This window comes from Corynebacterium sp. LaCa_282 (assembly GCF_057198125.1).
In genome coordinates, this window is record NZ_CP191095.1 from 2,163,935 (window position 1) to 2,187,529 (window position 23,595).

Consider the following 23,595-nt stretch of genomic DNA (forward strand, 5'->3'; position numbering starts at 1 on the left):
TTCTCCTAAATGAGGGTTGCGCCGTAGTCCACGGTCCATTTCTGGATATAGGAAATAAACTCGCCCCACAGGCCGGTAACCAGAGCAAGGCCCACGAGGATCATCGCCACGCCGCCAATGATCTGAATGGTGCGCGAATGCTTGCGGGCCCACGAAATGGTGCGCATCGCCCTCGCGGACCCCAGCGCCACCAGCAGGAACGGCAGGCCAAGGCCCAGGCAATAGCCCACGATAAGCAGGGCGCCGCGGGCGGCGGTCACGCCTTCGGTGCCGGCGGAAATGGACACAATCGCCGCCAGCGTGGGTCCCAGGCACGGCGTCCAGCCCAGCGCAAACACGCCGCCCAACAGCGGCGCGCCCAGCCACGTTGTCCAGCGCTTCGGCGCCAGGCGGGTGTCTTTCTGCAGCGCCGGAATCGCGCCCAGGAAAACCACGCCCATCAAGATGGTGACGCCACCGCCCACGCGCATCAGCGTATCGGCGTTGAGCGTGAGCGCGGAAATCGCGCCAAAGACCGAGACCGTCGCCAGCACAAAGACCACGGTAAAGCCCAAGATGAACAGTGCTGCCGCCAGCACGACGGCCCATTGCCTGCGCTTGCCGACGCCCACCCCCAGCTTCTCGTCATAGCTCACCTCACCGCCAACCACGCTGGCGAGGTAAGAGATATAGCCGGGCACCAGCGGGATGACGCAGGGGCTGGCAAAGCTGACAAGACCCGCCAGAGCCGCGGCGAGGATGCCGAGGATCAACGGGCCGGAGGTGGCAGCTTCGGCAAACTGGCCGCCGATATTTGCTGCGTAATCCATTTATTCCTTTTCTAACTTATCCACAACATCCATCACGTCATCGGTGGTGATGGACCGCAAGAAAACGGTAGCCGGGCGGTGTTGTTTATCCAAGACGATCGTGGTCGGCACCACGGACGTAGGCACGCCGCCGAGCGCCGCGGCCGTCTTAAACGGCGGGTCATAGATGGAGGGGTACTCCAAGCCGTTATCGTCCAAGAAGTCATTGGATACCTGCGGGTTATAGTCGCGCACATTGATGCCTAGGACCGTGCCCAGGTCGCGTTTTTGCAGCTCGGCGTGCACCGCCTGCAGGTCATCGGCCTCGGCGCGGCACGGCGCGCACCACTGGCCCCAAGAGTTCAAGACCACGACTTCGCCCTCGTAGTCATCCAAGGAAATGGTCTTATCCGTATCGCGGACATCGGCGCCGCTGAAGCTGCGCAGCGGTTTCCTATCGGCTTCCTCGTAATGGATTTCCCGCTCCCCACCCGGGGAGATGAACTCGAACTCGCCGCCGGTGGCCACCGCGTTTTGGGCGTTTTCGGCATCCTGCGTACAGGCGGTCAAGGTCAGGACGGTTGCAGAAAGCGCGGCTGCCACAACGCGCGTTGCCGCACGGGTGCGTGTGCGTGCCATTAAATCTCCTGCGCCGGCGAGGAGTAGAAGATATCGGTGACCTGGTTATCCTCAAAAAGCAGCGAGGTTACCGAGGCCAACGCGCACTCGCGATTCCACGGCGCATGCGGCAGGCGCTGGCCCAGCACCGTGCGCTGCACCATCACGATGGGCAGCTGGTGGCTCACCAGCACGGCCTCGTGGCCTTCTGCCGCGGTATGCGCGCGGTCGACCGCACCGAGCATGCGCTCGGCGATGCCCTCATACGCCTCGCCCCACGACGGCTCCAGCGGGTTGACCATCTTGGGCCAGTGCCGCGGATTCCACAGCGCCGAGCGCAAACCCTTGGTGCGCAGGCCCTCGAATTGGTTGCCGGACTCAATGAGCGTCTTATCGACGTCCACATTTAGCCCCGTTACCTGCGCAATCGGCCGCGCCGTTTCCTGCGCGCGCTGCAGCGGCGAGGCCGCCAAATAGGTCACATCATGATCGCGGAAGCTTTCCGCCGTCCGCGCGGCCATGGAATGCCCGCGCGAGGATAGGTGGTAGCCCGGGATGCGCCCGTACAGGATCTTGCCCGGGTTGTGTACCTCGCCATGGCGCACGAGGTGAACGATGGTGCGTGTCATGTCTCTCCTTATTGAGTAGGCCTTGTTGCGCAGGACTTATTGTGCGGGACGCGCTGCGGCCGCGGCCTTCGCGGCGGGCTTGAGGGCGGCATCGATGCGCTCGAAGTCGGCATCGCCAAGAGCATCAGAGACGAACCAGGTCTCGAACGCGCTCGGTGCCACGTAGATGCCGTTTTCAAGCAACGCGTGGAAGAACGGGGCAAAGCGGAAGTTCTCCGCGGCTTGCATATCCGCGAAGTTGCGGCCCTCGCCCTCTGCAAAGCGAATGGAGAACATGGATGCCGCGCGCTGAATGTGGTGCGCCACGCCCTCGGCCTCCAGCGCGGAGGAAATCATCGCGCCAAGCTGGTCGGCCTTTTCTTGCAGGCGGGGGTAGAGGGATTCATCGGCAAGCTGCAGCGACTTCAGGCCCGAAGCCATCGCCACAGGGTTACCGGACAAGGTGCCCGCCTGGTAGACCGGACCATCCGGTGCCAGGTAGTCCATGACCTCGGCGCGACCGCCAAAGGCCGCGGCCGGCAAGCCACCGGAAACCACCTTGCCAAAGGTCATCAGGTCCGCCGCCACGCCATCGACGCCGTACCAGCCCTTGTACGAGGTGCGGAAGCCGGTCATGACCTCGTCGAGGATGAGCAGGGCGCCATCGGCATGCGCGATTTCCTTCAGCGCCGCGTTGAAGCCCTCATTCGGGGCCACGGTGCCCATATTTCCGGCAGAGGCCTCCGCAATGATGCAGGCAATCTGGCCCTCGTTCTCCGCGAAAGCCTCACGCACCGCATCCAGGTCGTTATAAGGAACGACGATGGTGTCCTTCGCCGTCGCACCCGTAACACCCGGCGAATCCGGCAGACCAAATGTCGCCACGCCCGAGCCCGCCGATGCCAGCAACGCATCCACGTGCCCGTGGTAGCACCCCTCAAACTTCAGCACCTTCGCGCGGCCGGTGTAACCGCGGGCCAAACGCACCGCCGACATGGTCGCCTCCGTGCCGGAGTTAACCATGCGCACCTTATCGGCCGCAGTGCGCTTGACGATTTCCTCCGCCAGCAGCGCCTCCCCCTCCGTCGGCGTGCCAAAGCTCAGCCCGCCGGTGGCAGCCCGCTGCACGACCTCCACGATTTCCGGGTGCGCATTGCCGTGGATCATCGGGCCATACGAGCTCACGAGGTCGACGTACTCATTGCCGTCGACATCCCACAGGCGCGATCCTGCGCCCCGCTCGATCACGCGGGCCTGGCCGCCCACGGAGCCGAAAGCGCGCACCGGCGAGTTCACCCCGCCCGGGATCACTTTGGAGGAACGCTCGAACCACTGTTGCGACTGGGAAGTATTAGGCATGTCTGTCATTCTAGCGACTCGCGCGACATACAAAAGTTTGACTGTGCATGTCGGTGGAATTCACAGCAACCCTCCAACGTTCCCTGAGGTTCCGTGATGCGTCATAGAAAACAGCATTCCCGCTGAGATGGCACACTGGGGAGGTATGAAGATTGCATTTTTAGGAACCGGACGCATGGGCACCGAGCTTGCCCGCCACCTACTATCTGAGCACGAGCTGACGGTGTGGAACCGCACCGCTGAGCGCGCGCAACCCCTCGTGGACGAGGGCGCGGCGCGCGCCGATACCCCCGCCGCGGCCGTCGAGGGCGCCGAGGTCATCATTACCTCCCTCTTCGGCCCCGACCAGATCCGCGAGGTGGTCATCGAGCCGCAGCTCATCCCCGAGGGCATTACCTGGATCGACACCACGACGGTTTCGCCTGACGATGCCCGCGAGTTCGCCGCCGCCGTCGACTCCTACGTCCACTCCCCCGTCGTGGGCTCGCTGGGCCCGGCGCGCGAGGGCAACCTGGGCGTTTATGTCGGCACGCCTGACGATGACCGCCGCGAGGTCGCCCTCGGCCTTGCCGAGGCCTGGGCCGGCGAAGAGAAGTTGATTGGGGTGGAAACGGCGGCGACGGCGGCCATCGGCAAGCTGCTGGCCAACCTTGCCCTGGCTGTTACCGCCGAAGGCCTGCTCGAAGCCCTGCAGCTCGGCGAATCCGAGGGGCTCGATTCCGAGGTCATCCTGCAGATGCTCGACATCACCGGCCTGTCGTTCATATCCAATATGAAAGGCCCGTTCATCACCGGCGAGCGCAATACCGATCCCGGCGATTTCACCGTCGATGCCCTGGCTAAGGACGCCAAGCTCATGGAGAAGACCTCCGATAAGCCCCTGCCCGCCGTATCCGCTGCCATCGAGCGCTTCGCCGAGATGCAGGACATGGGCCACGGGAACCAGGACTTCTCGTCCATCTTCGTTTTCCGCAATAAGGGCTAGTTATTCACATGTCGCGTCAACGAACCGCGGCTTTTTAGCGCTTTTGGGCCGAGTTATCCACAGGCTCCGCCTGCGCGCCGCGCTTTAGTTGCGCTATCACCTTAGGCTGCGGGGCATGACAGCACTTCAGGCATACCTCGCGGCCCTGGCGCCCGGCATCGACATCGTCGCCGGGTGCACAGGCATGTCCGCCCGCGAGCTGCGCGCGGCCGGTGCGCCGAACCGGACGGCGCGCACGCTGCTCACGCTTGCCGATGCCTTCTTCTCCCCCACCTCCTTTTCCCGCCAACAACGCCGCGCCGTGGCCGCCGCCCGCGAACGCGCCCACGCGCTGCCAACGCTCGAGGTCATCGAGCGCTACGCCACGCGCGCCAAGACCAAGCGCCAGGCATGGCAGCTGCGGGTGGAGCTTTGCCGCACCGCCGCGGATACCGATGAGATGGAAAAGCTCGCGCGCAAGAAACTGCGCGAGATCAATCCGCCCACCCCGCCGCGCCCTGGCGTGCGCATTCGCCGCCGCAAGGACGCGCCGTGGACGCTCGCGATTACCGGGCCGTCTGCCCTCATCGCTGACTTGGAGTCCAACCTGGACGAAGATGCGCCCTTAGACTCCGTCGCGGGGCTTTTCTCCGGCTCCGCCGCCCCGCATCCCACGGTAACGACCAATGCGATCATCACGCTCGACGAGCTCGACCGCATCATCGATGGTGACGGCGAAGAAATCACCATCCAGCTCACCAACGGGGCGCGGCTGACCGGCGCCGAATTGGTCGCGCGCACCCTTTCCGAGCGCGGCCTTATCACCCTCGTGCATCCCTTCGAGGGCGCGGTGAACCTCTACCGCACCGAGCGCATGGCCAACGAGAAGCAGCGGCTCATGGCCGCCGCTGAAAACCCCGTCTGCCCGTGGCCGCGGTGCAACTATCCCGCGGATAAGTGCCAAATCCACCACCTCGAAGCCTGGCAGCACGGCGGCGATACCAATATGGCCAACCTCGCGGCCTGCTGCCCATATCACAACGGCATCAACGACGATGACCCGAATGCCCCACCGCGCCGCGGTCGCCTCGCCCGCAGACGCGGGCGGGTGGTGTGGCAACCGCCCTGGGCCGACACCGCGCCCGATGCCGTGCCCGGCCCCAGCGCCGGAACCTAGTACACGCACCTAGCGCCCAGGTCGGGCCGCCATTCCCGGCCGAGGGACGTGTCCTCGCACATGTCAATCATCTGCGCGCATGTCAGGTTTCCGCACGCGCGGAATCGGCCGCAAGCGCCTGTTCAGGCAGCAGTAGCCCTGCTGCCTGTTTAGGCATGCCCAAAACAGATTCGCTCCAGCTCCGGACCGCGTCGCGGTTCAAGTGCGGGACCGCCGGCGATTCGTAACTACCGGCAGCGCCAGCCACCGACTTCGCTAGCTGCGACCGGCGCCAGTTGCAGCCGAGGCCAGCTTCTGATGCTAGATGCGGGTCCCAGCCGCGCGAGCTAGCTGCTAGCGATGCGGGCAGCGGCAGCGCGCGCATCCGCGATGACCGCAGGCACGCCCACGCCGCCGGCCCAAGCCCCCGTGACGTCGACGCCTGAGGACTGGGACAAGGCATCGCGCACGGCGGCCACGGTGTCGAGGTGGGTGGCATCAAAGCGGGGCAGGCCACCGAACCAGCGCTGGGTGAAGATTTCGGCAACGCCAGCCGCGCGGCCGTCGAAGCCGGTCAGGTGCTGCAGGTCATCGAGGGCGTAGTCCACGAGGTCGTCTTCTTCGGCGCGGACGATGGCGTCGTCGCCAAACCGGCCGAACGAGGCACGCACCAGCGCCCCGCCGCGCTCTGCCAGGTGCGGCCATTTGCGTGACGACAGCGTGAATGCCTTTGCGTGCACGTCATCTTGGTCGGTGGCGACGAGGATGCCGGAGTTTTGTGGCAACGCGGTACCGGAGGGATCGGTGTCGGATTCGAATTTGAGGCCCACGACTGCCGATGCCGCCAGCTTCACCCCCTTCAACCTCCTTGCCGCATCCGGAGCCACCTTGGGTAGAAGGCGCGCGGCGGTCGGTGCCGGGGTAGCTACCAGCACGCGGTCGAAGGGCGCAGTATCGCCCGGCGCGCCGGCCAGGCGGAACTTATCGCCCTCGCGCGTGATGCCAGAAATGAACGTGTCAACGAAAATCTTGGCGCGGGATTTTTCGGCCAGGGTCTCATAGAGTTCGGCGTAGCCGCCGCGGAAGGTCTGGAAAACGGGCCCGCCGGCGCTGGGGTTCTCTGCACGCGCTTCCTCGAGGGAGCGCACGGCCGCAGAGAGGGTGACGGGGCCGGAGGCGGCGAGGGTATCGAGGGCATCGGCAAGCGTGGGGATGGTGGCGCGGAGGCCAAGGTCATCGGCGGTGCATGAGTACACCCCGCCCAACAGCGCAGAAACCACGCGGTCCACCAGGTCCCCGCCGTATTGTTGACGCACCAACTCACCAACCGAGACGTCGCCGCCCACGGTCCACTCGAAAGGCTGCTCGTTATCGATGCGCCGCACCGTGTCCTCCGAAACCAGGTGCGCCACCGGCTCAGAATGCGACGGAATGCCCATCACCCCGCCCTGCGGCAGGGCCTTGAGCTCCCCGCTGTAGACCAGCGAGCGCAAACCTGACGGGTCAACTAAACTCCCGCCCAGGCCGATCTTTTCGATGAATTCAACGGCATCGCGGCGGCGGGCGAGGAAGGCCTCGGCCCCCATATCGGTGGGTCCGTCATTAAACGGCACGGAATACAGTTTCCCGCCGATGCGCCCAGCAGCCTCAAAGACCTCCACATCGTGTTCGCGCAGTTCGTACGCGGCGGTCAAGCCAGCAAGCCCTGCGCCAATGATGGCAATACGCATTTAGCCCTCCTCGTGAATGATGGATACGGCGCGGGTGATGGCCTCCGCGTCGGTGGTGGGCAACACTCCGTGCCCTAAGTTCCAAATATGGGTGTCGATGTCGCCGCGCTGCTGGGCGCGCTCGACCTCGCTGCGAATTGTCCGCACGGCGCGGCGCACGGCATCATCGCCGGCGAATAGCAGCGCTGGGTCGAGGTTGCCCTGCAGGACGCGGGTGTTCACGCGCTGCGCGGCTGCGTCCATGGCCACGCGGTAGTCCACGCCCATGACCTCGGCGCCTGCTTCCGACATCGCCGGCAGCAGCTCACCGGTCCCGACGCCAAAGTGGATGCGCGGGATGTCCACGCTTTCCAGGATTTCCTGCGAGTACGGCAGCACGAACTCGCGGTAGTCGCGTTCGTTGAGGTATCCGGCCCAGGAATCGAAAAGCTGCATGGCGTCAATGCCGGCATCGACCTGCACCTGCAGGTAGTTGATAATCGTGGGCACGAGCCGGCGCATGAGCATATGCCATGTCTCGGGCTCGGCGTGCATGAGCGCCTTGGTCCGCTCGTGATTCTTTGATGGCCCGCCCTCGATGAGGTAGCTCGCCAGGGTAAATGGCGCGCCGACGAAACCGATAAGCGCTTGGGTCTCGGTCAGCTCGTCGAGGATTCCCGCAATGCCTTGGGCGACTTCAGGCACGTCAGCTTCCAGAATAGGCAGCTTGCCGATGTCCCCCTTCTCCCTCACCGCCTTCTCCATCACCGGCCCGCGGCCGGGCACGATGTCAACGTTGACGCCGGCGGCCTTGAGTGGGACCACGATATCGGAAAAGAGGATGGCCGCGTCCACGTCGTGGCGGCGCACCGGCTGCAGGGTGATTTCTGCCAGGAGTTCCGGCATGAAGCAAGAGTCCAGCATGCTGATGCCCTCGCGGGCGGCGCGGTACTCCGGCAGGGAGCGACCAGCTTGTCGCATCAACCACACCGGCGGGCGGGAGGGAGTGCGGCCGAGGGCGGCATCGATAATGGGGGCGCGGTTAAGTCGAGACATACCCCTCATTATGAATCAAAAGTTGGAGCAGGGGCTAATTTGCCGCGCCTTTGCCCGCGCGCTTCATGCGTGTCAATGGCGCCTCGGCTTGCGCGCTAGCCCTGCGTTCAGCGTCCGTCAGCCGTAGGCCAGCTGCGCACTAACCTCGCGTGAGGCGAGCGCTAGCCCTGCGATCAGCGCCCGTCAGCCCCGCCCGTGGAGGCTGCGGTGGGCGATAAACCGATTGGACTGGGGCCGGAAGAGCAGAACCACCGCGATAAGCAGCGTCACGGCGATAACCAATAAGCCAAGCCCGCCGATACCAAGCGCCAGGGCTGCGATATTGAAGAAGAGGGCAATCGCAATGACAACGGAAATAATGCGGCGCGCCCACTTCGATCCGTTGGCGAGTTGCGCGGAAAAGAGCGCCAGAATGATTGCGCCTATGATATTAAACACCGCGACGAATAGGCGGTTCGACCGCACGTACTCGGCGACGCGCGAATCCGAGGGATCCATCTGCTCGCCGCCTCCGCCGAAGATGCCGACCATGCCACTGACCAGCATGATGACGGCGGCAACAACGAGAACCCAATACGCCCACTGGAGCGGGCGCGGCCACACGAACAAGTCTTGTTCCTGGGTGATGTTCTGTACGGGGCGGTTATAGTCGCGGGGCCCTGGGCGTTGATTCTTATCCGCAGGACCGTCGCTTTGACCATCATCGCGCCGGCCGTGGCCGGGGAACATGCTGGTCATCGGTTGACCCTGTCGTCATCGCCCCTGTTTTGGGAGCCGTAATTCCGCGGAGACTGATTGCGACCGCCTTTACCCTTGGGGTCCTTTTGCTTGGCGTCCTTCTCTTTGACGCCCTTCTCCTTGGCTTCCTGCTTTTCGCGCTTCTCGCGTTCTTTATCGCGGCGCGCCTGCTCGAGTTCCTTTTCCAGCTCGCGCATTTGCTCGAGCTCGCCGGTGTAGTCAAGGGTGTCGGGCTTAATGGAGAAGATAAGCCCCAATACGGCGGCGACGCCGACCAAGATCTGTACCATGCCGTCGGCAGCGAAGAGCCAGTCGGGGACGTCGGCACCCGCGGGCGTGACCATGAAGGTCAGAAGGATGCGGAAACCGAAGTAAATGGAAAAGGCAAACCAGATGCGGCGCGAGGTGCCCGCGCGTTTTGATGGCCCCGCCAGCGACTTTAGCAAAAAGAGCAGCAGCACCAGCACGCCGATGGCAATGGCTGCCGACAGCGCCACCGATCCATAGGCGGCCATTTCAATAAAGGAATCCGATACCTCTTCGCCGTCCTCGCCAACCGAGGCGCTTTCGACCATCTGCTTGGCCTGCGCCATGAGCACATCGTGGTTGAGCAGGGTCAGCACCACGTTGAGGATCTGGTGGACGGTCTCGCCGACGACGACGCCCAGCCATAGCCACAACATGTAGACCACGGTCTCGGGGCGCTTGGAACCGCCCTTCGCGTCCTTGCCGCCCTGCCGGCCACCGCCAGTTTGATTCGGGCTCGGCTTCCCGTGCTGGCCGCGCTGGTTTCGCTGGTTCTGCGGTTTGCCCGACTGTGGCTCCTGCTGGCCGCGCGGTTTGCCGGGCTGCGGCTTGGGCCGCGATTCTCGTTGAGGCTCACGCTGCTTATCGCGCTGCGGTCCCGGGGTTCCGGGTTGTTGCCCCTGCTGGCCACGCGGATCTTCGGGCTGGGCCCCTGGAGCGCCCGGCTGCGGCTCCTGTTGACCGTGCTGTGGTCGCGGGTCGCCTGGCTGTGGGCCTGGGTTGCCCGGCTCCGGCGACGCGGGCGGCGGCGTCGGACGAGAAGAAGGCTGTGTCACAAAAATCCTTTACTTGAGCAGGCGTGCGGCTTCGGTGGCGAAGTACGTCAGGATCTGATCGGCACCGGCGCGCTTGAAGGCGGTGAGCGACTCGAGCATGATGGCCTCGCCATCGACCCAGCCGTTGGCGGCGCCCGCCTTGATCATCGCGTACTCGCCGGAGACCTGGTACACGGCGACGGGCACGGAGGAAGTCTCCGCGATTGCGGACAAGACATCCAAATACGGCAAGCCCGGCTTGACCATCACGAAGTCGGCGCCTTCCTCGATATCGAGCTCGGCCTCCAGCAGGGATTCGCGGAAGTTGCGCGGGTCCTGCTGGTAGGTGCGGCGGTCGCCCTCTAGGGAAGAGCCGACGGCCTCGCGGAAGGGGCCGAAGAAGGCGGAGGCGTACTTCGCGGAGTAGGCCATGATGGAGACGTCGTCGCGCCCGGCCTCATCCAGATCGGCGCGGATGGCGGCAACCTGGCCGTCCATCATGCCGGACGGCGAAATGATCTGCGCGCCGGCTTCGGCCTGAGAGCGGGCCATTTTTTGGTAGAGCTGGACGGATTCATCGTTAAGCACGCGGCCCTGGTCATCGAGGACGCCGCAGTGCCCGTGCGAGGTGAACTCGTCGAGGCAGGTATCGGCCATGATGATGAGGTCATCGCCAAATTCCTCGCGCAGGGCGGAAATGCCGCGGTTCAAAATGCCGTCTGGGTTCCAGGCCACGGAGCCGGAGGCGTCCTTGTCCTTTTCCAGCGGAACGCCGAAGAGGTCCACGCAGGTAACGCCGGCCTCGAGGGCTTCTTCGGTCGCGCGGCGCAGCGAGTCAAAGGTGTGCTGGTACACGCCGGGCATGGAAGAAATCTCATTCGGCTCATCGAGGCCGTCTGCGATAAACATCGGCAGAATTAAATCCGATGGGCGCAGCGTGGTTTCGGCGACGAGGTTGCGCATCTGCGGCGTGGAGCGCAGTCGGCGGGGGCGGCGGGCAGGAAAAGAGCTCATTGGGTACTCCTTAGAGCGAGACTAAAAACTTACGCCTTCTCGACCTTAGTAGTCTTCTTGCGCGCGCGACGCTTCTTGCGGGGCGCGGGCAGGTTACCGGCAGCGCGGAGGGCGGCGACGTGGCTGGCGAGGGCATCGACAAGCGCGGGCACGTCCGCAACATCCGGCACGACATCGACGCGCAGGCCCAGCTCTTCTGCGGCCGCGCTTGCCGATGGCCCGATGCACGCGATGATCGTCCGCTGGTGCGGCTTTCCGGCGATGCCCACCAAGTTGCGCACGGTGGAACCGGAGGTAAAGGCCACGGCGTCGAAGCCGCCGGTCTTGATCATGTCGCGGATTTCTGCCGAGGGCGGGGCGGCGCGCACGGTACGGTAGGCCACGACGTCATCGACGTCCCACTGGAGGGCCTGGAGGCCATCGACAAGCGTATCGGCGGCGATATCGGTGCGCGGCAGGAGGACGCGGCTCACGGCGTCGATGTCCTCGACGTAATTGGGAAAGACCTCGAGCAGGCCCTCGGCGTTTTGCTTCTTCTTGTGCGGCAAAAGCTCCGGCACCATGCCCTTGGCGCGGATGGCATCGGCGGTCTTGGTGCCCACGGCGGCGAGGTGCACGCCGGCGAAATCGCGGGCGTCCAGGCCGAGCTGGGAAATCTTATCCCACACGGCGGTCACGGCGTTGACGGAGGTAAAGACGATCCACTTGTAGCGGCCCTCGACGATGCCCTTGATGGCGCGGTCCATCTGCGCCGGGTTGCGGGGCGGCTCGATGGAAATCGTCGGCACGTTCTGCGGGATGGCGCCGTAGCCGGCCAGGCGCGCGGACATGGGCCCGGCCTGTTCCTTGGTGCGCGGTACCAGCACGCGCCAGCCGTAGAGCGGGCGGTTTTCCCACCATGAGTACTTGGTGCGGTCATCGATGCTGCGGCCGAGCGTGACCACCAGCGGGCCGGACAGGTCCGCATCCAGCTTGGCGATGGTCCCCAGCGTTGCCTCATAAGTGCGCTGCAGGCGCGTGGTGCCGTGGACGGTCACAAACGCCTCGGTTTCCGCCGGCATGCCGCGCTGCTGCAGCTCGGTGGAAATCTCCGCGAGGTCATCCTTGGTGGCCTGCAAAACGATGGGCTGGGTGGCATTGGCGAGCGCGTCCCAGTCGGCGCCATCGGTGACATCGGCCTCCGTGTACGTCGATCCGAGCGCCAGCCCGGCAAAAGACGGCACGGTTGAGGGCAGGGACATGCCCGGCACGACCTGGAATTCCAGGCCCGCGGAAGCCACGGCGTTGATTTCGGCCTTGATGGATTCGCGGTTGAGCGGGTTGCCGGTCACGAGGCGGATGACGTTCTCGCCATCGGCCTCGGCAAGGCACTCGCGCAGCTGGCTTACGATGTCCTCGCCCGGTCCGTAGACCACCGCGGCGGTCGGCGCCGGCGGGCGGGGCGGCTTGCGGCGCGCGCCCTTGGCCTTGGCATCGGCGCACATCTGCGCGTATTCCTCTTCCGCGGCGTCCAGCAGCTCTTGTGGAACGGGCAGCGCGGTGGCGACGGCATCGCGCACGCCCTGCATGACCTGCGGATCTGCCACGGCGATAGCGTTATTGGCCAGAACTTCGCGGGCGCGGACGGTCAGCAGGTCTGGGTTTCCCGGACCAGCGCCCACGAAGACGATCTTGCCCAACTGGGTGTCTGACACAGCATTGCTCATAAAGTTCTTTTCTAGATCTGGGCCCGCGGCACCGCACACGGACATGATCGCCTGCAGTGTTTCTCCCCGCGCCGTCGGTGGGTATCAAGGTCATAACGGCCAAAATCCCAGGCGCGACGTCCTGGGATGCCCTTAAAGGGGGCCGAGTATCATTGCAAAAAATGATCTATGGTATCTACACCTTAAATTATTAGCGCTTAAAGTAGAAATTACTGACCAAGCAGGTCGGCCGCGCCTTGGGCAAAAAGCTCATCAGAGACCCGCGCGCCCAACTCCGCCGCTTCCGCAGCGTCCACCGCGGTGCCGGAGGCGGTGGCGGTCAATTGGCGGGAACCATCCAGCGCAAAGACGCCGCCGCGCACCGTGAGCTGATCACCATTCCAGCGGGACGTGGCGGCCACGGGCGCGGTGCAGCCGGCCTCGAGGCGGGCGAGAACGGCGCGCTCGGCGAGGGCTGCGGCGGTGGCTTGTTCATCGACAACAGCGTCGAGCGCCGCGGCGGCCTCGGTGCCGGCGACGGCCTCGATGGCAAGCGCACCCTGGGCGGGGGCGGGCATGAATAATTCTGGATCGAAAATATCGCTGGCCCGATCCTCGTAGCCGCCGCGCAGCAGGCCGGCATAGGCCAGCACCACGGCATCGAGTTCGCCGTCGGTCACCTTGGACATGCGGGTATCGATATTGCCGCGCAGCGGGCGGATATCCAGGTCCGGGCGCAGCGCGGCCAGCTGGGAGATGCGGCGCGGCGCCGAGGTTCCCACCCGCGCGCCCTCCGGCAGCTGCATCAGGGTCATCCCATCGCGGGCGACCAGCACCTCGCGACTGTCCTGGCGCTGCGGGATGACCAGGCGGAAGCGGTCATCCTCGGCCGTGGGCAGGTCCTTGAAAGAGTGCACGGCGATATCGCATTCGCCGCGGTACAGCGCCTCACGCAGCGCCTGGGTGAATACGCCCACGCCGATGCGCTCGACCGGGGCCATATTGGTATCGCCTGCGGTGGTGACGATGTGGAGTTCGGAATCGAATCCGGCATCGATAAGCCAATCGCGGACGTGTCCTGCCTGGGTGGTGGCGAGCTTGGAGCCACGGGTACCAATCTGGAACATTTACGCCTCCTTATTCAGCGTGGGCAATTCATTGACGGCAACGGCAACGCCGGAGCCTTCCAGCTGCAGGCCAAAAAGCTCCTGCAGGGCATTTTCACTGCTAAAGCTGCTATCCGATGCCGCCAGCTTCTTCGCCCGCACCGTCGGTTCATGCAGCAGCTTGTCGGCAACGCGCTTGAGTGCACCTTGGACATCGGCAAGCTGCTTGCCCTCTAGCTCCGGGTGCTTTTGCTGCAGGCGGGCCGCCTCGCACTCCACGAGGTCCGCCGCGCGGCGGTGCAGGGCGCTAACAGCCGGTGCCACATCGCGCACGCGCTGCGCGGAGGTATAGGCGGCAAGCTCCTCGTCCACGATGGTGCGGGCTTGCTCGTGCGGGCTCGTGCCGGCCGCGACGTCGGTGGCGGCCGCGGACAGGGACTTGCTGAGGCGCTCGATGTTCACCAAGTCCACGTCATCGATTTTCGTTGCCTCGTCATCGATATCGCGTGGGAGGGAGAGGTCAATGAGCATCAGCGGGTGCGCGGGCGGGATATCGCCGGCGGTGATGGTAAAGCCTTCGGCGCCGGTGGCGGAGATGGCGAGGTCGACATCGGCAAGCGCGGCGGCACGGTCCTGAAAGTCCACCACGCGGGTGCGCACCCCGGCCTCCTCAGCGTGGCTGGCAAGGCGCTCGGCGCGCTCGCGGGTGCGGTTGGCAATCACCAGCTCGCCAATGCCCAGCCGGCCCGCGTGGGTGGCCGCAAGCGAGGCCATTGCCCCAGCACCCAGCACGAGCGCGGACTTGCCCTGCAGATCCTCCGCATCGAGGCGCTGCAGTGCCTGGTCAAAGGCGAAGGTCACCATCGAGACGCCGGCCTTGTCGATCTCCGTTTCCGAGTGCACGCGCTTGCCTGCACGCAGCGCGGACTGCGCCAGGGCGTGGATGCGCGGGCCGACCGTGCCCTGCTCGGAGGCGGACTGGTAGGCAGAACGCACCTGGCCGATGATCTGCTGCTCGCCCACCACCATTGAATCCAGGCCGGAGGTAACGGACATGAGGTGTTCCGCGGCGGCATCGGCATAGCGCACGTAGAGGTAATTGCGCAGCTCTTCCTCATCGACCTGGGAGACTTCCTTGAGCACCCGGATGACGTCCTGCACGCCGGTGTGGAAGGCATTGGTCACCGTATAGACCTCGAGGCGGTTGCACGTGGAAATGATCATCGCCTCAGTCAGGGACTCGGCATCAACCAACTGCCCGCAGGCGGAATGCTGCACCACATCGTCCATGCTCAACTTTTCCAGCAACGCCACGGGTGCCGATTGGTGGGACATTCCCACAACAAGCACGCTCATGCTCCACACTCCTCAACCTTTTGATTGACCGCAATGGTTCCAAAGACTACCCCGCATGGGCGTGGAACCCGAATCGTCAGCGCAGCTCGGCAGCCAGCTCTTCGTTATCGACTTCCCAGCAGGCGAACTCTTCCCCGTCTATCACTACAACGGGAACGCGGTCACCGAATTCCATCTCGAGCTCGCGGCTGCCTTCCACGTTGCGCACTTCCAGCTGGGCACCGGCCGCCTGGATAACGGGGGTAATCTGCTCTTTTACCCGTTTGCAGGAACCGCAGGTGGGGCGCACCATGAGCTCGACTAGATGCTGGGACATAGGGGCGGGATTCTCCTCATAAGGACGCCGACGGTGGAAACGTTTACTATGGACATATTAGTCCACCCCGCGTTTGCGAAAGCTGTTTATTCCACTCGTGTCCGCTATACCTCCCCCCGGATTCCCCGAATCTCCCCGCGACTTTTTGGCCAATTGGACGGCCTCGCGCGGCAATCTGCGCAACTTTTTAGAAAACCAGGCGCTGGCCCCCTTGGGCGAGGAAGAACAGCGCGCCGCAGGTGAGGCGGCCGCTGCCGCCGCCTTAGAGGAATTCGGGCTCGAGCTCGAGGACTTCGCCTCCGGCATCGCCTCCGTCTCCGGCTCTTATGACGCCGCAGGCTCCCCGCGCATCACGGACCAGGATCCGGACGTCCCCGTCGATGTGGGTGCCGCCGCCTTTTTCGACGTGGACAATACCCTCGTTCAGGGTTCCTCCTTGGTGGAATTCGGCTTTGGGCTCGCCCGCCGGCGCTATATCCGCATCTCTGAGATACTCCCGGTTGCCTGGAAGCAGCTCAAATTCCGCCTCTCCGGTGCGGAGAATGCAAAGGACGTCGCCGCCGGCCGCGCGCAGGCCCTAGAGTTTGTCAAAGGCCGCAGCGTAGATGAGCTCATCGATCTCTGCGAGGAAATCGTCGAAGCCTCCCTCGCCCGCCGCGCGTACCCCGGCACCACACAGCTCGCTGAGATGCACCTGGCCGCCGGCCAACAGGTGTGGCTGGTTACCGCTACCCCAGTCCAGCTCGCCCAGGTCTTGGCGCGCCGCTTTGGCTTTACCGGCGCCCTCGGCACCGTCGCGGAGGTAGAAGACGGCAAGTTCACCGGCCGCCTGGTGGGCGATATCCTCCACGGCCCGGGTAAGAAGCACGCCGTGGCCGCCCTCGCTACCATCGAGGGCCTCGATCTGGACCGGTGCACCGCCTACTCCGACTCCGCGAACGATATGCCCATGCTCACCATGGTGGGCACCCCCGTAGCCATTAACCCGGACCGCAAGCTACGCAACATCGCAGAAGAGCGCGGTTGGATCGTCCGCGACTACCGCTCCATCCGCCGCGCCATCCGCACCTACGGCCTTCCAGCGCTTGTCACGGCCGCCTTTTCCTATGGCGGCTGGCGCTATTTCCGGAAGTAGCAGCGCACGCGGCGGAGCGCTCTCAGCGTAGAAGCAGCTTCGGCACTAAAACCAGAAATCCTCCGCCGCCGCGCTAAGGCACGGTGCGGAGGATTCCTAGGCTGTTGGGTTTACTTACCCAACTTACGACGCTGCACGCGGGTGCGGCGCAGCATCTTGCGGTGCTTCTTCTTGGACATGCGCTTGCGGCGCTTCTTGATGACAGAACCCATAACAGGCGTCCTCACTTTCTTTTAGTACGTACTGTGAACCTGCCGGCGCCTGAAACGGCAAAGGTGCACTCTTTGCCACCTTGGCCGCACATATGCGGGCCATCACGGCGTGCCGACACGAATGCGATCCATCTTACCTAGTCCCCAGCGTGTCTCCAAAAGTGGCCCCGATGGAAACCCGCGGCAAGACGTCGCGCGGGAAAACGAGACAGCGCCCACCACCGCTGACCAAAAGTGGCCAACAGAAGTGGGCGCTGCCTGAAAGGCGCGAGAACCTACGCTCCGTAAACGGATGCCTCGAGGTACTCGTTGACGGCGGACTCGTGAACGCGGAAAGAGCGTCCGACGCGGACTGCCGGCATTTCGCCTGCGTGAACCAAACGGTAGACAGTCATCTTGGAGACGCGCATGATTTCAGCGACCTCCGCGATGGTCAGAAAGGTTCCTTTTTCTTCATTTGCCATAATTATCTAACCCTTCAGCTCGTTACGCGCTGTAGGCTTCCCCTCCCACAGGACTTCACGCACGTGCTTGTCCCAAGCCTATCGTGAAACATGTGACTAATGCGACCCAAGTGCCAAATTTTTTCACAGCAGTTGTTCAGTTCACCGCCAAAAGCGCTGCGTAACAACCGCCTCATGGCTCCCGTACGGCCCCCAAGTGGTGTGAGGCAACTACACCCCCACCACGGGGAACTGGTCGCATTAGGCGGGCCGCTAGCCCAGTTCCTTAGCCTTATCGGAGCATGCCTCGGCGGCGCGGTAGAACGCACCGCGCAAGCCGGACTCTTCCAGCTCGCGCACGGCCGCGGCGGTGGTGCCGCCTGGCGAGGTCACACCCGCGCGCAGCTGCGTTGCCGAGCGGCCAGAATTGGCCAGCATATCGCCGGAGCCGGCAGCCGCCTGGGCGGCGAGCTTTTCGGCGATATCGCGGGGAAGGCCGAGCTGCACGCCGGCATCGACAAGCGCCTCTGCCACGAGGAAGAAGTACGCCGGCGAGGAACCCGCCAGGGCGGTCGCGGCGTCGATATTCTTCTCCGGAATGACCGCAACCTCACCAACGGCCTCGAGGAGCTCCGTCACGCCCTGCATCTGGGCCTCAGTCACGTGCTCGCCGGCGGCGCAGGTGCACATGCCGCGGCGCACCAGCATCGGCGTATTGGGCATAACGCGCACAACCGGCACGCCCTCGCCCGCAGCGGCCTGCAGGGCCTCCAGGGTCAACCCTGCGGCCATAGAGACCACCACGGCGTCCTTGGCCGGGTTAATCTCGCCCAGCAGGTCCAAGATGGCGTAAGGCTTGACGGACGCGAAGATATAGTCCGCGCCGTCCACCGCCTCGGCATTATCCGCCGTGACGTTAACACCATAGTTGCTCTTGAGTTCTTCACCACGGGAGGCGGTGCGGTTGGTCACCGTGATATCGGAAGCATTAAAACCCGATTCCACAAGACCCGAGGTCAAAGCCTCACCGATTTGTCCTCCACCTAAAATTGCAATCTTTGTCATAGGCTCCACCATGCCAAAAATAACGACACCCGGCTACCTCCACGAGGGAAGCAGCCGGGTGGTTCTCAGCGGATGGCCGGTTTAGAGCATGACCAAAAGCAGTGGCCCAAAGGTCAATATCAGGCCGGTAATGCCTGCAAGGAACATGGAGAAGCCATCGCGGGCGGTGCGCAGCGCATGCGTGACACCAGCCATGATTGCGGTGACGCAGAGCGCCAGGATGGCCACGACGATGCGCGGGAAGTTATCCCACAGCACTTCAAAGCCCTTGAAGATGATGATCGCCAAGACGATGCCCACAACCACCATGATGAGGATGGACATGGGGTTAAGCTTCTCGTGCTCTTCGGTGATTTCCTCGTCCCGCACCTGGGGCAGCTCGCCGGTATCGTCGGACTTCTTCGCGGCCGCAGCAGGTTTTTGCGCAGGCGCGCCAGCCTTGCCCTTGGTTCCCGCGTCCTTGGCATCCTTCGCTCCCGCTGCGGTCGCTGCAGCGGCACCAGCAGCTGCGCCTGCCTTTTCCTTGGTGCCGGATTCGGCGCCGTCAGCAGCGTCCTTGCGCTTGTCCTGCGAGGGCTGCGAAGACTGCGACTTGCCGATGCGCTGGATCACCGCAGTGTCATCCGCGGACGGCTGATAAGACTTCTTCTCGGCGTCCTGAGCACCCGCCTTAGCCTCCGGCTCCGACTGCGCAGGCTTCTTTGCCTCCTGCGCGTTAGTCTTCTGCGCATTAGCCTTCTGCGCGGGGGCAGGCTTGGCCGTCGGCTGCGAGGCAGAACCTGCTGCCGGCTTAGGAGAGGCGGTAGGCCCGCTCGGCTTGCCGTTCTGCTTCGGCGCAGGCGACGCGGTGGGGGTACCAGCGGAAGGCTTCTCGGCAGCCGGCTTAGGGGAAGCGGATTGGGGCTGGGATGGCTTGCTTTGCGCAGGCTTGCCGATGCCCGACTGCCCCACGCCCTGCTTCGAGCCTTCCTGCGTGCCCGCGGCTGGCTTGCCCGCTGCAGGCTTGGAGCCGGCCGGCTTCGCCGCGGAACCGCTAGCCTGCTGGGCCTTGGACTCCGCGGTCTTGGACTCGGCGGCCTTGGACTCGGCGGCCTTGTTTCCCGCGGACTGCTCGTCCTTGGACTTCGGCGCGCGGATGACAGGAGCGTCATCGTCGATGGAGACGTTGGTGTGCTTCGCCTCTGGCGGGGTGGACTTTACCTTCTTCAGGCTGCCGGTGAGCTCGGCAACGGAGACGCCGCCCTCATCGAGGCTCCGCCGACGGCGGCGAGAGGTCTTCTCGTCCTTATCCGTGCGGTCCTTCTTATTGCGAGCTAGCAGCTCGGCCACGGTCAACTGTTTTTCGTCAGCCATGATCTCTTCCTATTCCAATCCCTTGTCGGTCCGGCGCAAAATAACACCTTCGCGCAGCGCCCATGGGCAGATTTCTAACTTCTCAATTCCCAGAGCTCGCATGCTTGCCTCGGCAACCAAAGCGCCGGCGACGATTTGGTGCGATCGGTTCGAACTTACACCCTCGAGGTCCGCTCTGTCTGCTGCAGTCATGCGCGTGATGAATGAAATCAACTGGCGCAGGCCCGGTGCGGTCAAGGTGCGCTTGACATATGGCCCTGCAGACGAGGGTGCCGCGCCGGTCAGCCGCGATAGGGTGCGGAAGGTTTTCGAGGTGCCCACGGCTAGGCCGGCGGGGCCCATCGCCTTCATCTGCGTAACGGCATCTTCAAGCTCTGCATCGATGAAATCGCGCAGCGCACTGACCTTCTTTTTCTCCGGCGGATCGGTATCGAACCAGTTGTGAGTCAGTCGGCCTGCGCCCAGATCGAGGGAGAAGGCCAGGTCAGGGTGTTCATCGGTACCGGTGGATAGCTCTAGGGAACCACCGCCGATGTCCAGGTTGGTGATACGCCCGGCGGACCAGCCGTACCAGCGGCGGGCAGCGAGGAAGGTGAGCTGGGCTTCCTCCACGCCCGAGAGGATCTGCAGGCGTACGCCGGTCTGCTTTTCCACCTCATCGAGCACTGCTTCAGAGTTAGGGGCAGAGCGAACCGCGGAGGTCGCGAAGGCGATAAATTCGGCGCACCCGAGTTTCTCACCCAGCTCACTTGCCTCACCCACGGCGGACACGAGCTTTTTCAGGCCCTTTTCGTGGATGTTTCCCTTCTTATCCAGCTGCTCTACCAGCCGGAGTGGGGTCTTCCAATCGCTCATCGGAGTAGGCCGTCCCCCCATTGCGGCATCGACCGCAACGAGGTGGACGGTATTACTTCCAACGTCTAATACACCTAATCGCACACTAATAGCGTAGTAGGTCTACCGTGGTTAGGTGTGAATCGCCCAAAATCTGACACCGTTTACCTAGGTTTTCCCGCGAGCTCGCCAGCGGCGGCATCGATTAAAGCCGGGCGCGAAGAGGCCCCAGATTTTCCGCGGGAGTGGTTCGAATTTACCAACCCAAACGACCCTTACCACGTCTTTTCCATCGATCTGACGTGGGTGGAATCGCACTACAGCTGCCAATTTGGCACGTCGGCGTGCAGGGGCATCGATAAGAGCCAGCCCGATGTGGGCTGCTGCGTGCACGGTGCATATATGGCCGATGAACAAGACCGGGACCAGCTTTACGATGCCGTCTCCCGCATGCCCGCGCGCTACTGGCAGCTGCGGCCAGCGGGGGTAGATGAGTTCTTGGCGCAAGAAAATACCGATGAGCTAGAGCCGTGGTTGGAATGGGATGAGCTTGACGGCGAGGACGGCGAACCTGAGCCGGCGCTGAAAACGCCCATCGTGGATGGCGCCTGCATCTTTGCCAACCGCGCCGGCTGGGAAACGGGAACCGGCTGCGCGCTGCACCAATGGGCCGTCGATAGTGGCGAGGAACTGACCGTGGTCAAGCCAGAGGTGTGCTGGCAGCTGCCGCTGCGGCGCTACGAGGATTATGAAGAACGCCCCGATGGGCAGGAAATTTTGCGCACCACCATCGGCGAATATGACCGCCGTGGCTGGGGCAATGGCGGCGAAGACTTTGATTGGTACTGCTCTACCGATAGCGCCTGCCACGCCAATCCGCTGCCGATGTGGCAATCGCACGAGGACGAGCTCGTCGCGCTCATGGGGCGCGAAAGCTACGATATTTTGGCTCAACAATGCCGTGCCCGCGCAGAAGCCGCCGAGCACGGCGTGCAGCTTACCCAGCACCCGGCCAGCATCAAGGACGGCTGGTACTAGAGCTCGAATTTATAGCCCAGCCCACGCACCGTCACCAGGTGCTTCGGGCGGGAGGGGTGTTCCTCAATCTTGGTGCGCAGGCGCTTGATATGCACGTCGAGCGTCTTGGTATCGCCCACGTAATCCGCACCCCAGATGCGATCGATGAGCTGGCCGCGGGTCAGCACGCGCCCGGCGTTGCGCAGGAGGTATTCCAGCAGGTCAAACTCCTTGAGCGGCATCGCTACCGGCTCGCCCGCCACGGTGACGATGTGGCGCTCCACATCCATCTTCACGCGGCCGCCGGAGAGGATCTGCTCGTCTTCTGCCTCGGCGCCCTCTGCGGCGTCCGCGTTGGAGGCCTGATCGTTGCCGCGGCGCAGCACGGCGCGGATGCGGGCGATGAGCTCGCGGGAGGAATACGGTTTGGTGACGTAATCATCCGCACCCAGCTCGAGTCCCACGACCTTATCGATTTCCGCGTCGCGCGCGGTGACCATGATGACCGGCACGGAGGAGGTAGCGCGCAGCTGCTTGCACACGTCGGTGCCGGACATACCGGGAAGCATGAGGTCAAGCAGCACGATGTCGATGTCATTATCGGCGAATTTCTCCAGCGCGGATGGGCCATCGAGAGCGACAATCGGCTCGAAGCCTTCCTTGCGGAGCAAGAATGCCAGCGGATCGGCCAGCGACTCTTCATCTTCCACGATGAGAATGGTGGTCATTGTGCTTTATCCTTTCGACGTGCTGCTACGCGTGCTACCGCACGCTGGAGCCCAGGAGCCGCCGCATCGACGGAATCCCTGTCTTCATTATCCTGCAAGTCAGCCTCGTGCGCTGGCTTCTCTTCCTTATATATGGGCAACTCGATGGTGAAAGTAGAGCCCGTGCCAGGCCGCGACCACAGCTTGATATTGCCCCCGTGGTTGGCCACCACGTGTTTGACAATTGCTAATCCTAGGCCAGTGCCTCCCGTCTGCCGCGACCGGGCTTGGTCAACGCGGAAAAAGCGCTCGAAGACGCGCTTTTGATGCTCCGGCGGGATGCCGATGCCGCGGTCCGTTACCCGGATCAGCACGACGTCATCCCCCACCACCTTCTGTGAGACGGAGACCGGCAATTCCTCTGGCGAATAATTGATCGCGTTGGAAATCAGGTTAGACAGCGCCGTTACCAAGAGAGAACGATCGCCTCTGATCTGCACGCCCTCGGAGGGACCTTGGGTCAGCCTGATGGAGCGCGCGTCCGCAGCGAGCTGATTGCGCGAAATCGCCTCGTCAATGAGATCGTCCACGTAGAGCGGTTCCATCTCCGGCAGCGCCTCGGCGCCCTGCAGCTTGGACAGAGAAATCAGCTCGCTGACCATATCCGCCATGCGGTTGGCCTCTTTTTGCACCTTGGTACCGAAGTACTTCACGTGCTCCGGATCCTCGGGGTCCTGAAGCAGGGCCTCGGCCAGGAGCGCGATTCCACCCACCGGGGTTTTCAGCTCGTGGGAGACGTTGGCCACGAAATCGCGGCGCGCGGATTCCATGCGCACGTTTTCGCTCTCATCGGTGCCGTAGATGATGATGAAGCGGCCATCGTTAAGCGTCAGCGGCTTGATGACGGCCTTGACCTGCGTGACGCGGTGCCCGGTGCGGCGCTTGGGGATGGCCAGGTCCACGGTGCGGGTTTCCTTATCCTCGAAGACCTGCTCCGCGGTCTTCCAGATCTCTGGGTTGACGGCGCGATCGTGGACCACGGACATCTCGTGCGCCGCGGGGTTGGACAGGATGATTTCCTGGTTCCTATCGAGCACCGTCAGCGCCGTGGGCGAGCCTTGGACCGCGAGGTGGAGGCCTTGGCTCACGGTGGTGACCTGGTTTGCCTGGGCATCGCTGGCGCGCTGGCGGCGTACCATGCGCTCGCGCACCCGCGAAATTAACGGCAGCACCACCGCGCAGGCAACCACGCCCGCGAGAAAGACAAAAATTAATTCCACGTCATTAAGCCTAAC

The 23,595-nt window shown here is 63.8% G+C and carries 24 protein-coding genes; 4 read left to right on the top strand and 20 right to left on the bottom strand.

What is annotated here, in order from left to right; translation table 11 throughout:
* Positions 1-5: 5 nt before the first annotated feature.
* Genes ACP8KU_RS10170 through hemL form a run of 4 tightly spaced genes read right to left on the bottom strand, consistent with a single transcriptional unit; the run spans position 6 to position 3,382 of the window.
* Positions 6-809 (bottom strand): cytochrome c biogenesis CcdA family protein, encoded by an 804-nt coding sequence (locus ACP8KU_RS10170; protein ID WP_005276753.1) that lies wholly within the window; start codon positions 807-809, stop codon positions 6-8.
* Entirely contained in the window at positions 810-1,427 is a 618-nt protein-coding gene (locus tag ACP8KU_RS10175; RefSeq protein WP_023028226.1) for a TlpA disulfide reductase family protein, read from the bottom strand.
* Positions 1,427-2,035: a histidine phosphatase family protein gene (locus ACP8KU_RS10180; RefSeq protein WP_023028225.1), complete on the bottom strand. Its 609-nt coding sequence runs from the start codon at positions 2,033-2,035 to the stop codon at positions 1,427-1,429. The genes ACP8KU_RS10175 and ACP8KU_RS10180 overlap by 1 nt, the downstream gene beginning before the upstream one ends.
* 36 nt (positions 2,036-2,071) lie before the next feature.
* Positions 2,072-3,382 carry a glutamate-1-semialdehyde 2,1-aminomutase gene (gene hemL, locus ACP8KU_RS10185; RefSeq protein ID WP_484483679.1) on the bottom strand — a complete coding sequence of 437 codons (1,311 nt, stop codon included), beginning with the start codon at positions 3,380-3,382 and terminating at the stop codon, positions 2,072-2,074.
* A 136-nt stretch (positions 3,383-3,518) separates the two neighbouring features.
* On the opposite strand from hemL, the gene ACP8KU_RS10190 reads away from it, so the two are divergent.
* Complete coding sequence (locus tag ACP8KU_RS10190) at positions 3,519-4,358, top strand: NAD(P)-dependent oxidoreductase (protein WP_484483680.1); 840 nt, start codon at positions 3,519-3,521, stop codon at positions 4,356-4,358.
* Between the two features lie 115 nt (positions 4,359-4,473).
* Positions 4,474-5,514, top strand: a complete 1,041-nt coding sequence (locus tag ACP8KU_RS10195; protein ID WP_484483681.1) for an HNH endonuclease signature motif containing protein — start codon at positions 4,474-4,476, stop codon at positions 5,512-5,514.
* 326 nt (positions 5,515-5,840) lie between these two features.
* Here ACP8KU_RS10195 and ACP8KU_RS10200 read toward each other — a convergent pair whose 3' ends face one another.
* The 9 genes from ACP8KU_RS10200 to ACP8KU_RS10240 form a co-directional block, all read right to left on the bottom strand.
* On the bottom strand, positions 5,841-7,223 hold the full coding sequence (locus ACP8KU_RS10200; protein WP_284623433.1) for a protoporphyrinogen oxidase: 1,383 nt from the start codon (positions 7,221-7,223) through the stop codon (positions 5,841-5,843).
* Positions 7,224-8,258 (bottom strand): uroporphyrinogen decarboxylase, encoded by a 1,035-nt coding sequence (hemE, locus tag ACP8KU_RS10205; protein ID WP_284902560.1) that lies wholly within the window; start codon positions 8,256-8,258, stop codon positions 7,224-7,226. It abuts the gene before it with no gap.
* Positions 8,259-8,441: 183 nt separating this feature from the next.
* Positions 8,442-8,996: a tellurium resistance protein TerC gene (locus ACP8KU_RS10210; RefSeq protein ID WP_484483682.1), complete on the bottom strand. Its 555-nt coding sequence runs from the start codon at positions 8,994-8,996 to the stop codon at positions 8,442-8,444.
* Positions 8,993-10,078 (bottom strand): proline-rich domain-containing protein, encoded by a 1,086-nt coding sequence (locus tag ACP8KU_RS10215; RefSeq protein WP_484483683.1) that lies wholly within the window; start codon positions 10,076-10,078, stop codon positions 8,993-8,995. Before ACP8KU_RS10215 ends, ACP8KU_RS10210 begins: the two co-directional genes overlap by 4 nt.
* A gap of 9 nt (positions 10,079-10,087) precedes the next feature.
* Positions 10,088-11,071 carry a porphobilinogen synthase gene (hemB, locus tag ACP8KU_RS10220; RefSeq protein WP_484483684.1) on the bottom strand — a complete coding sequence of 328 codons (984 nt, stop codon included), beginning with the start codon at positions 11,069-11,071 and terminating at the stop codon, positions 10,088-10,090.
* Between the two features lie 29 nt (positions 11,072-11,100).
* Positions 11,101-12,777 (bottom strand): bifunctional uroporphyrinogen-III C-methyltransferase/uroporphyrinogen-III synthase, encoded by a 1,677-nt coding sequence (locus tag ACP8KU_RS10225; protein WP_484483685.1) that lies wholly within the window; start codon positions 12,775-12,777, stop codon positions 11,101-11,103.
* 209 nt (positions 12,778-12,986) lie between these two features.
* Positions 12,987-13,883, bottom strand: a complete 897-nt coding sequence (gene hemC / locus ACP8KU_RS10230; protein WP_484483686.1) for a hydroxymethylbilane synthase — start codon at positions 13,881-13,883, stop codon at positions 12,987-12,989.
* Entirely contained in the window at positions 13,884-15,218 is a 1,335-nt protein-coding gene (locus tag ACP8KU_RS10235) for a glutamyl-tRNA reductase (protein WP_284631697.1), read from the bottom strand.
* Between the two features lie 76 nt (positions 15,219-15,294).
* Positions 15,295-15,534, bottom strand: coding sequence for a glutaredoxin family protein (locus tag ACP8KU_RS10240; protein WP_284623968.1), 240 nt, complete (start codon positions 15,532-15,534; stop codon positions 15,295-15,297).
* Positions 15,535-15,631: 97 nt separating this feature from the next.
* On the opposite strand from ACP8KU_RS10240, the gene ACP8KU_RS10245 reads away from it, so the two are divergent.
* Positions 15,632-16,669 (top strand): HAD family hydrolase, encoded by a 1,038-nt coding sequence (locus ACP8KU_RS10245; RefSeq protein ID WP_023016651.1) that lies wholly within the window; start codon positions 15,632-15,634, stop codon positions 16,667-16,669.
* A 110-nt stretch (positions 16,670-16,779) separates the two neighbouring features.
* On the opposite strand, the gene ACP8KU_RS10250 is transcribed toward ACP8KU_RS10245, so the two are convergent.
* The 5 genes from ACP8KU_RS10250 to ACP8KU_RS10270 all read right to left on the bottom strand — a co-directional run bounded on the left by ACP8KU_RS10250 (position 16,780) and on the right by ACP8KU_RS10270 (position 20,681).
* The gene (locus ACP8KU_RS10250; RefSeq protein WP_003855542.1) at positions 16,780-16,881 is read right to left on the bottom strand and encodes a 30S ribosomal protein bS22; all 102 of its coding nucleotides are present in this window, start codon (positions 16,879-16,881) and stop codon (positions 16,780-16,782) included.
* A gap of 275 nt (positions 16,882-17,156) precedes the next feature.
* Positions 17,157-17,345: a helix-turn-helix domain-containing protein gene (locus ACP8KU_RS10255; protein ID WP_005276651.1), complete on the bottom strand. Its 189-nt coding sequence runs from the start codon at positions 17,343-17,345 to the stop codon at positions 17,157-17,159.
* 252 nt (positions 17,346-17,597) lie between these two features.
* The gene (gene proC / locus ACP8KU_RS10260; protein ID WP_484483687.1) at positions 17,598-18,389 is read right to left on the bottom strand and encodes a pyrroline-5-carboxylate reductase; all 792 of its coding nucleotides are present in this window, start codon (positions 18,387-18,389) and stop codon (positions 17,598-17,600) included.
* Between the two features lie 81 nt (positions 18,390-18,470).
* On the bottom strand, positions 18,471-19,742 hold the full coding sequence (locus ACP8KU_RS10265) for a tripartite tricarboxylate transporter TctB family protein (protein ID WP_484483688.1): 1,272 nt from the start codon (positions 19,740-19,742) through the stop codon (positions 18,471-18,473).
* A 9-nt stretch (positions 19,743-19,751) separates the two neighbouring features.
* The gene (locus tag ACP8KU_RS10270; protein WP_172596695.1) at positions 19,752-20,681 is read right to left on the bottom strand and encodes a Ppx/GppA family phosphatase; all 930 of its coding nucleotides are present in this window, start codon (positions 20,679-20,681) and stop codon (positions 19,752-19,754) included.
* Positions 20,682-20,714: 33 nt separating this feature from the next.
* Here ACP8KU_RS10270 and ACP8KU_RS10275 point away from each other — a divergent pair, with 33 nt between their 5' ends.
* Positions 20,715-21,614 carry a DUF3109 family protein gene (locus tag ACP8KU_RS10275; protein WP_302526832.1) on the top strand — a complete coding sequence of 300 codons (900 nt, stop codon included), beginning with the start codon at positions 20,715-20,717 and terminating at the stop codon, positions 21,612-21,614.
* Here the strand turns inward: ACP8KU_RS10275 and ACP8KU_RS10280 are convergent.
* Together ACP8KU_RS10280 and ACP8KU_RS10285 are read right to left on the bottom strand one after the other, a co-directional pair.
* The gene (locus tag ACP8KU_RS10280) at positions 21,611-22,321 is read right to left on the bottom strand and encodes a response regulator transcription factor (RefSeq protein ID WP_484483689.1); all 711 of its coding nucleotides are present in this window, start codon (positions 22,319-22,321) and stop codon (positions 21,611-21,613) included. The two genes, ACP8KU_RS10275 and ACP8KU_RS10280, sit on opposite strands and share 4 nt — an antisense overlap.
* A complete protein-coding gene (locus ACP8KU_RS10285; protein WP_484483690.1) occupies positions 22,318-23,580 on the bottom strand; it encodes a sensor histidine kinase in 1,263 nt (420 codons plus the stop codon). Before ACP8KU_RS10285 ends, ACP8KU_RS10280 begins: the two co-directional genes overlap by 4 nt.
* Between the last annotated feature and the right edge of the window lie 15 nt (positions 23,581-23,595).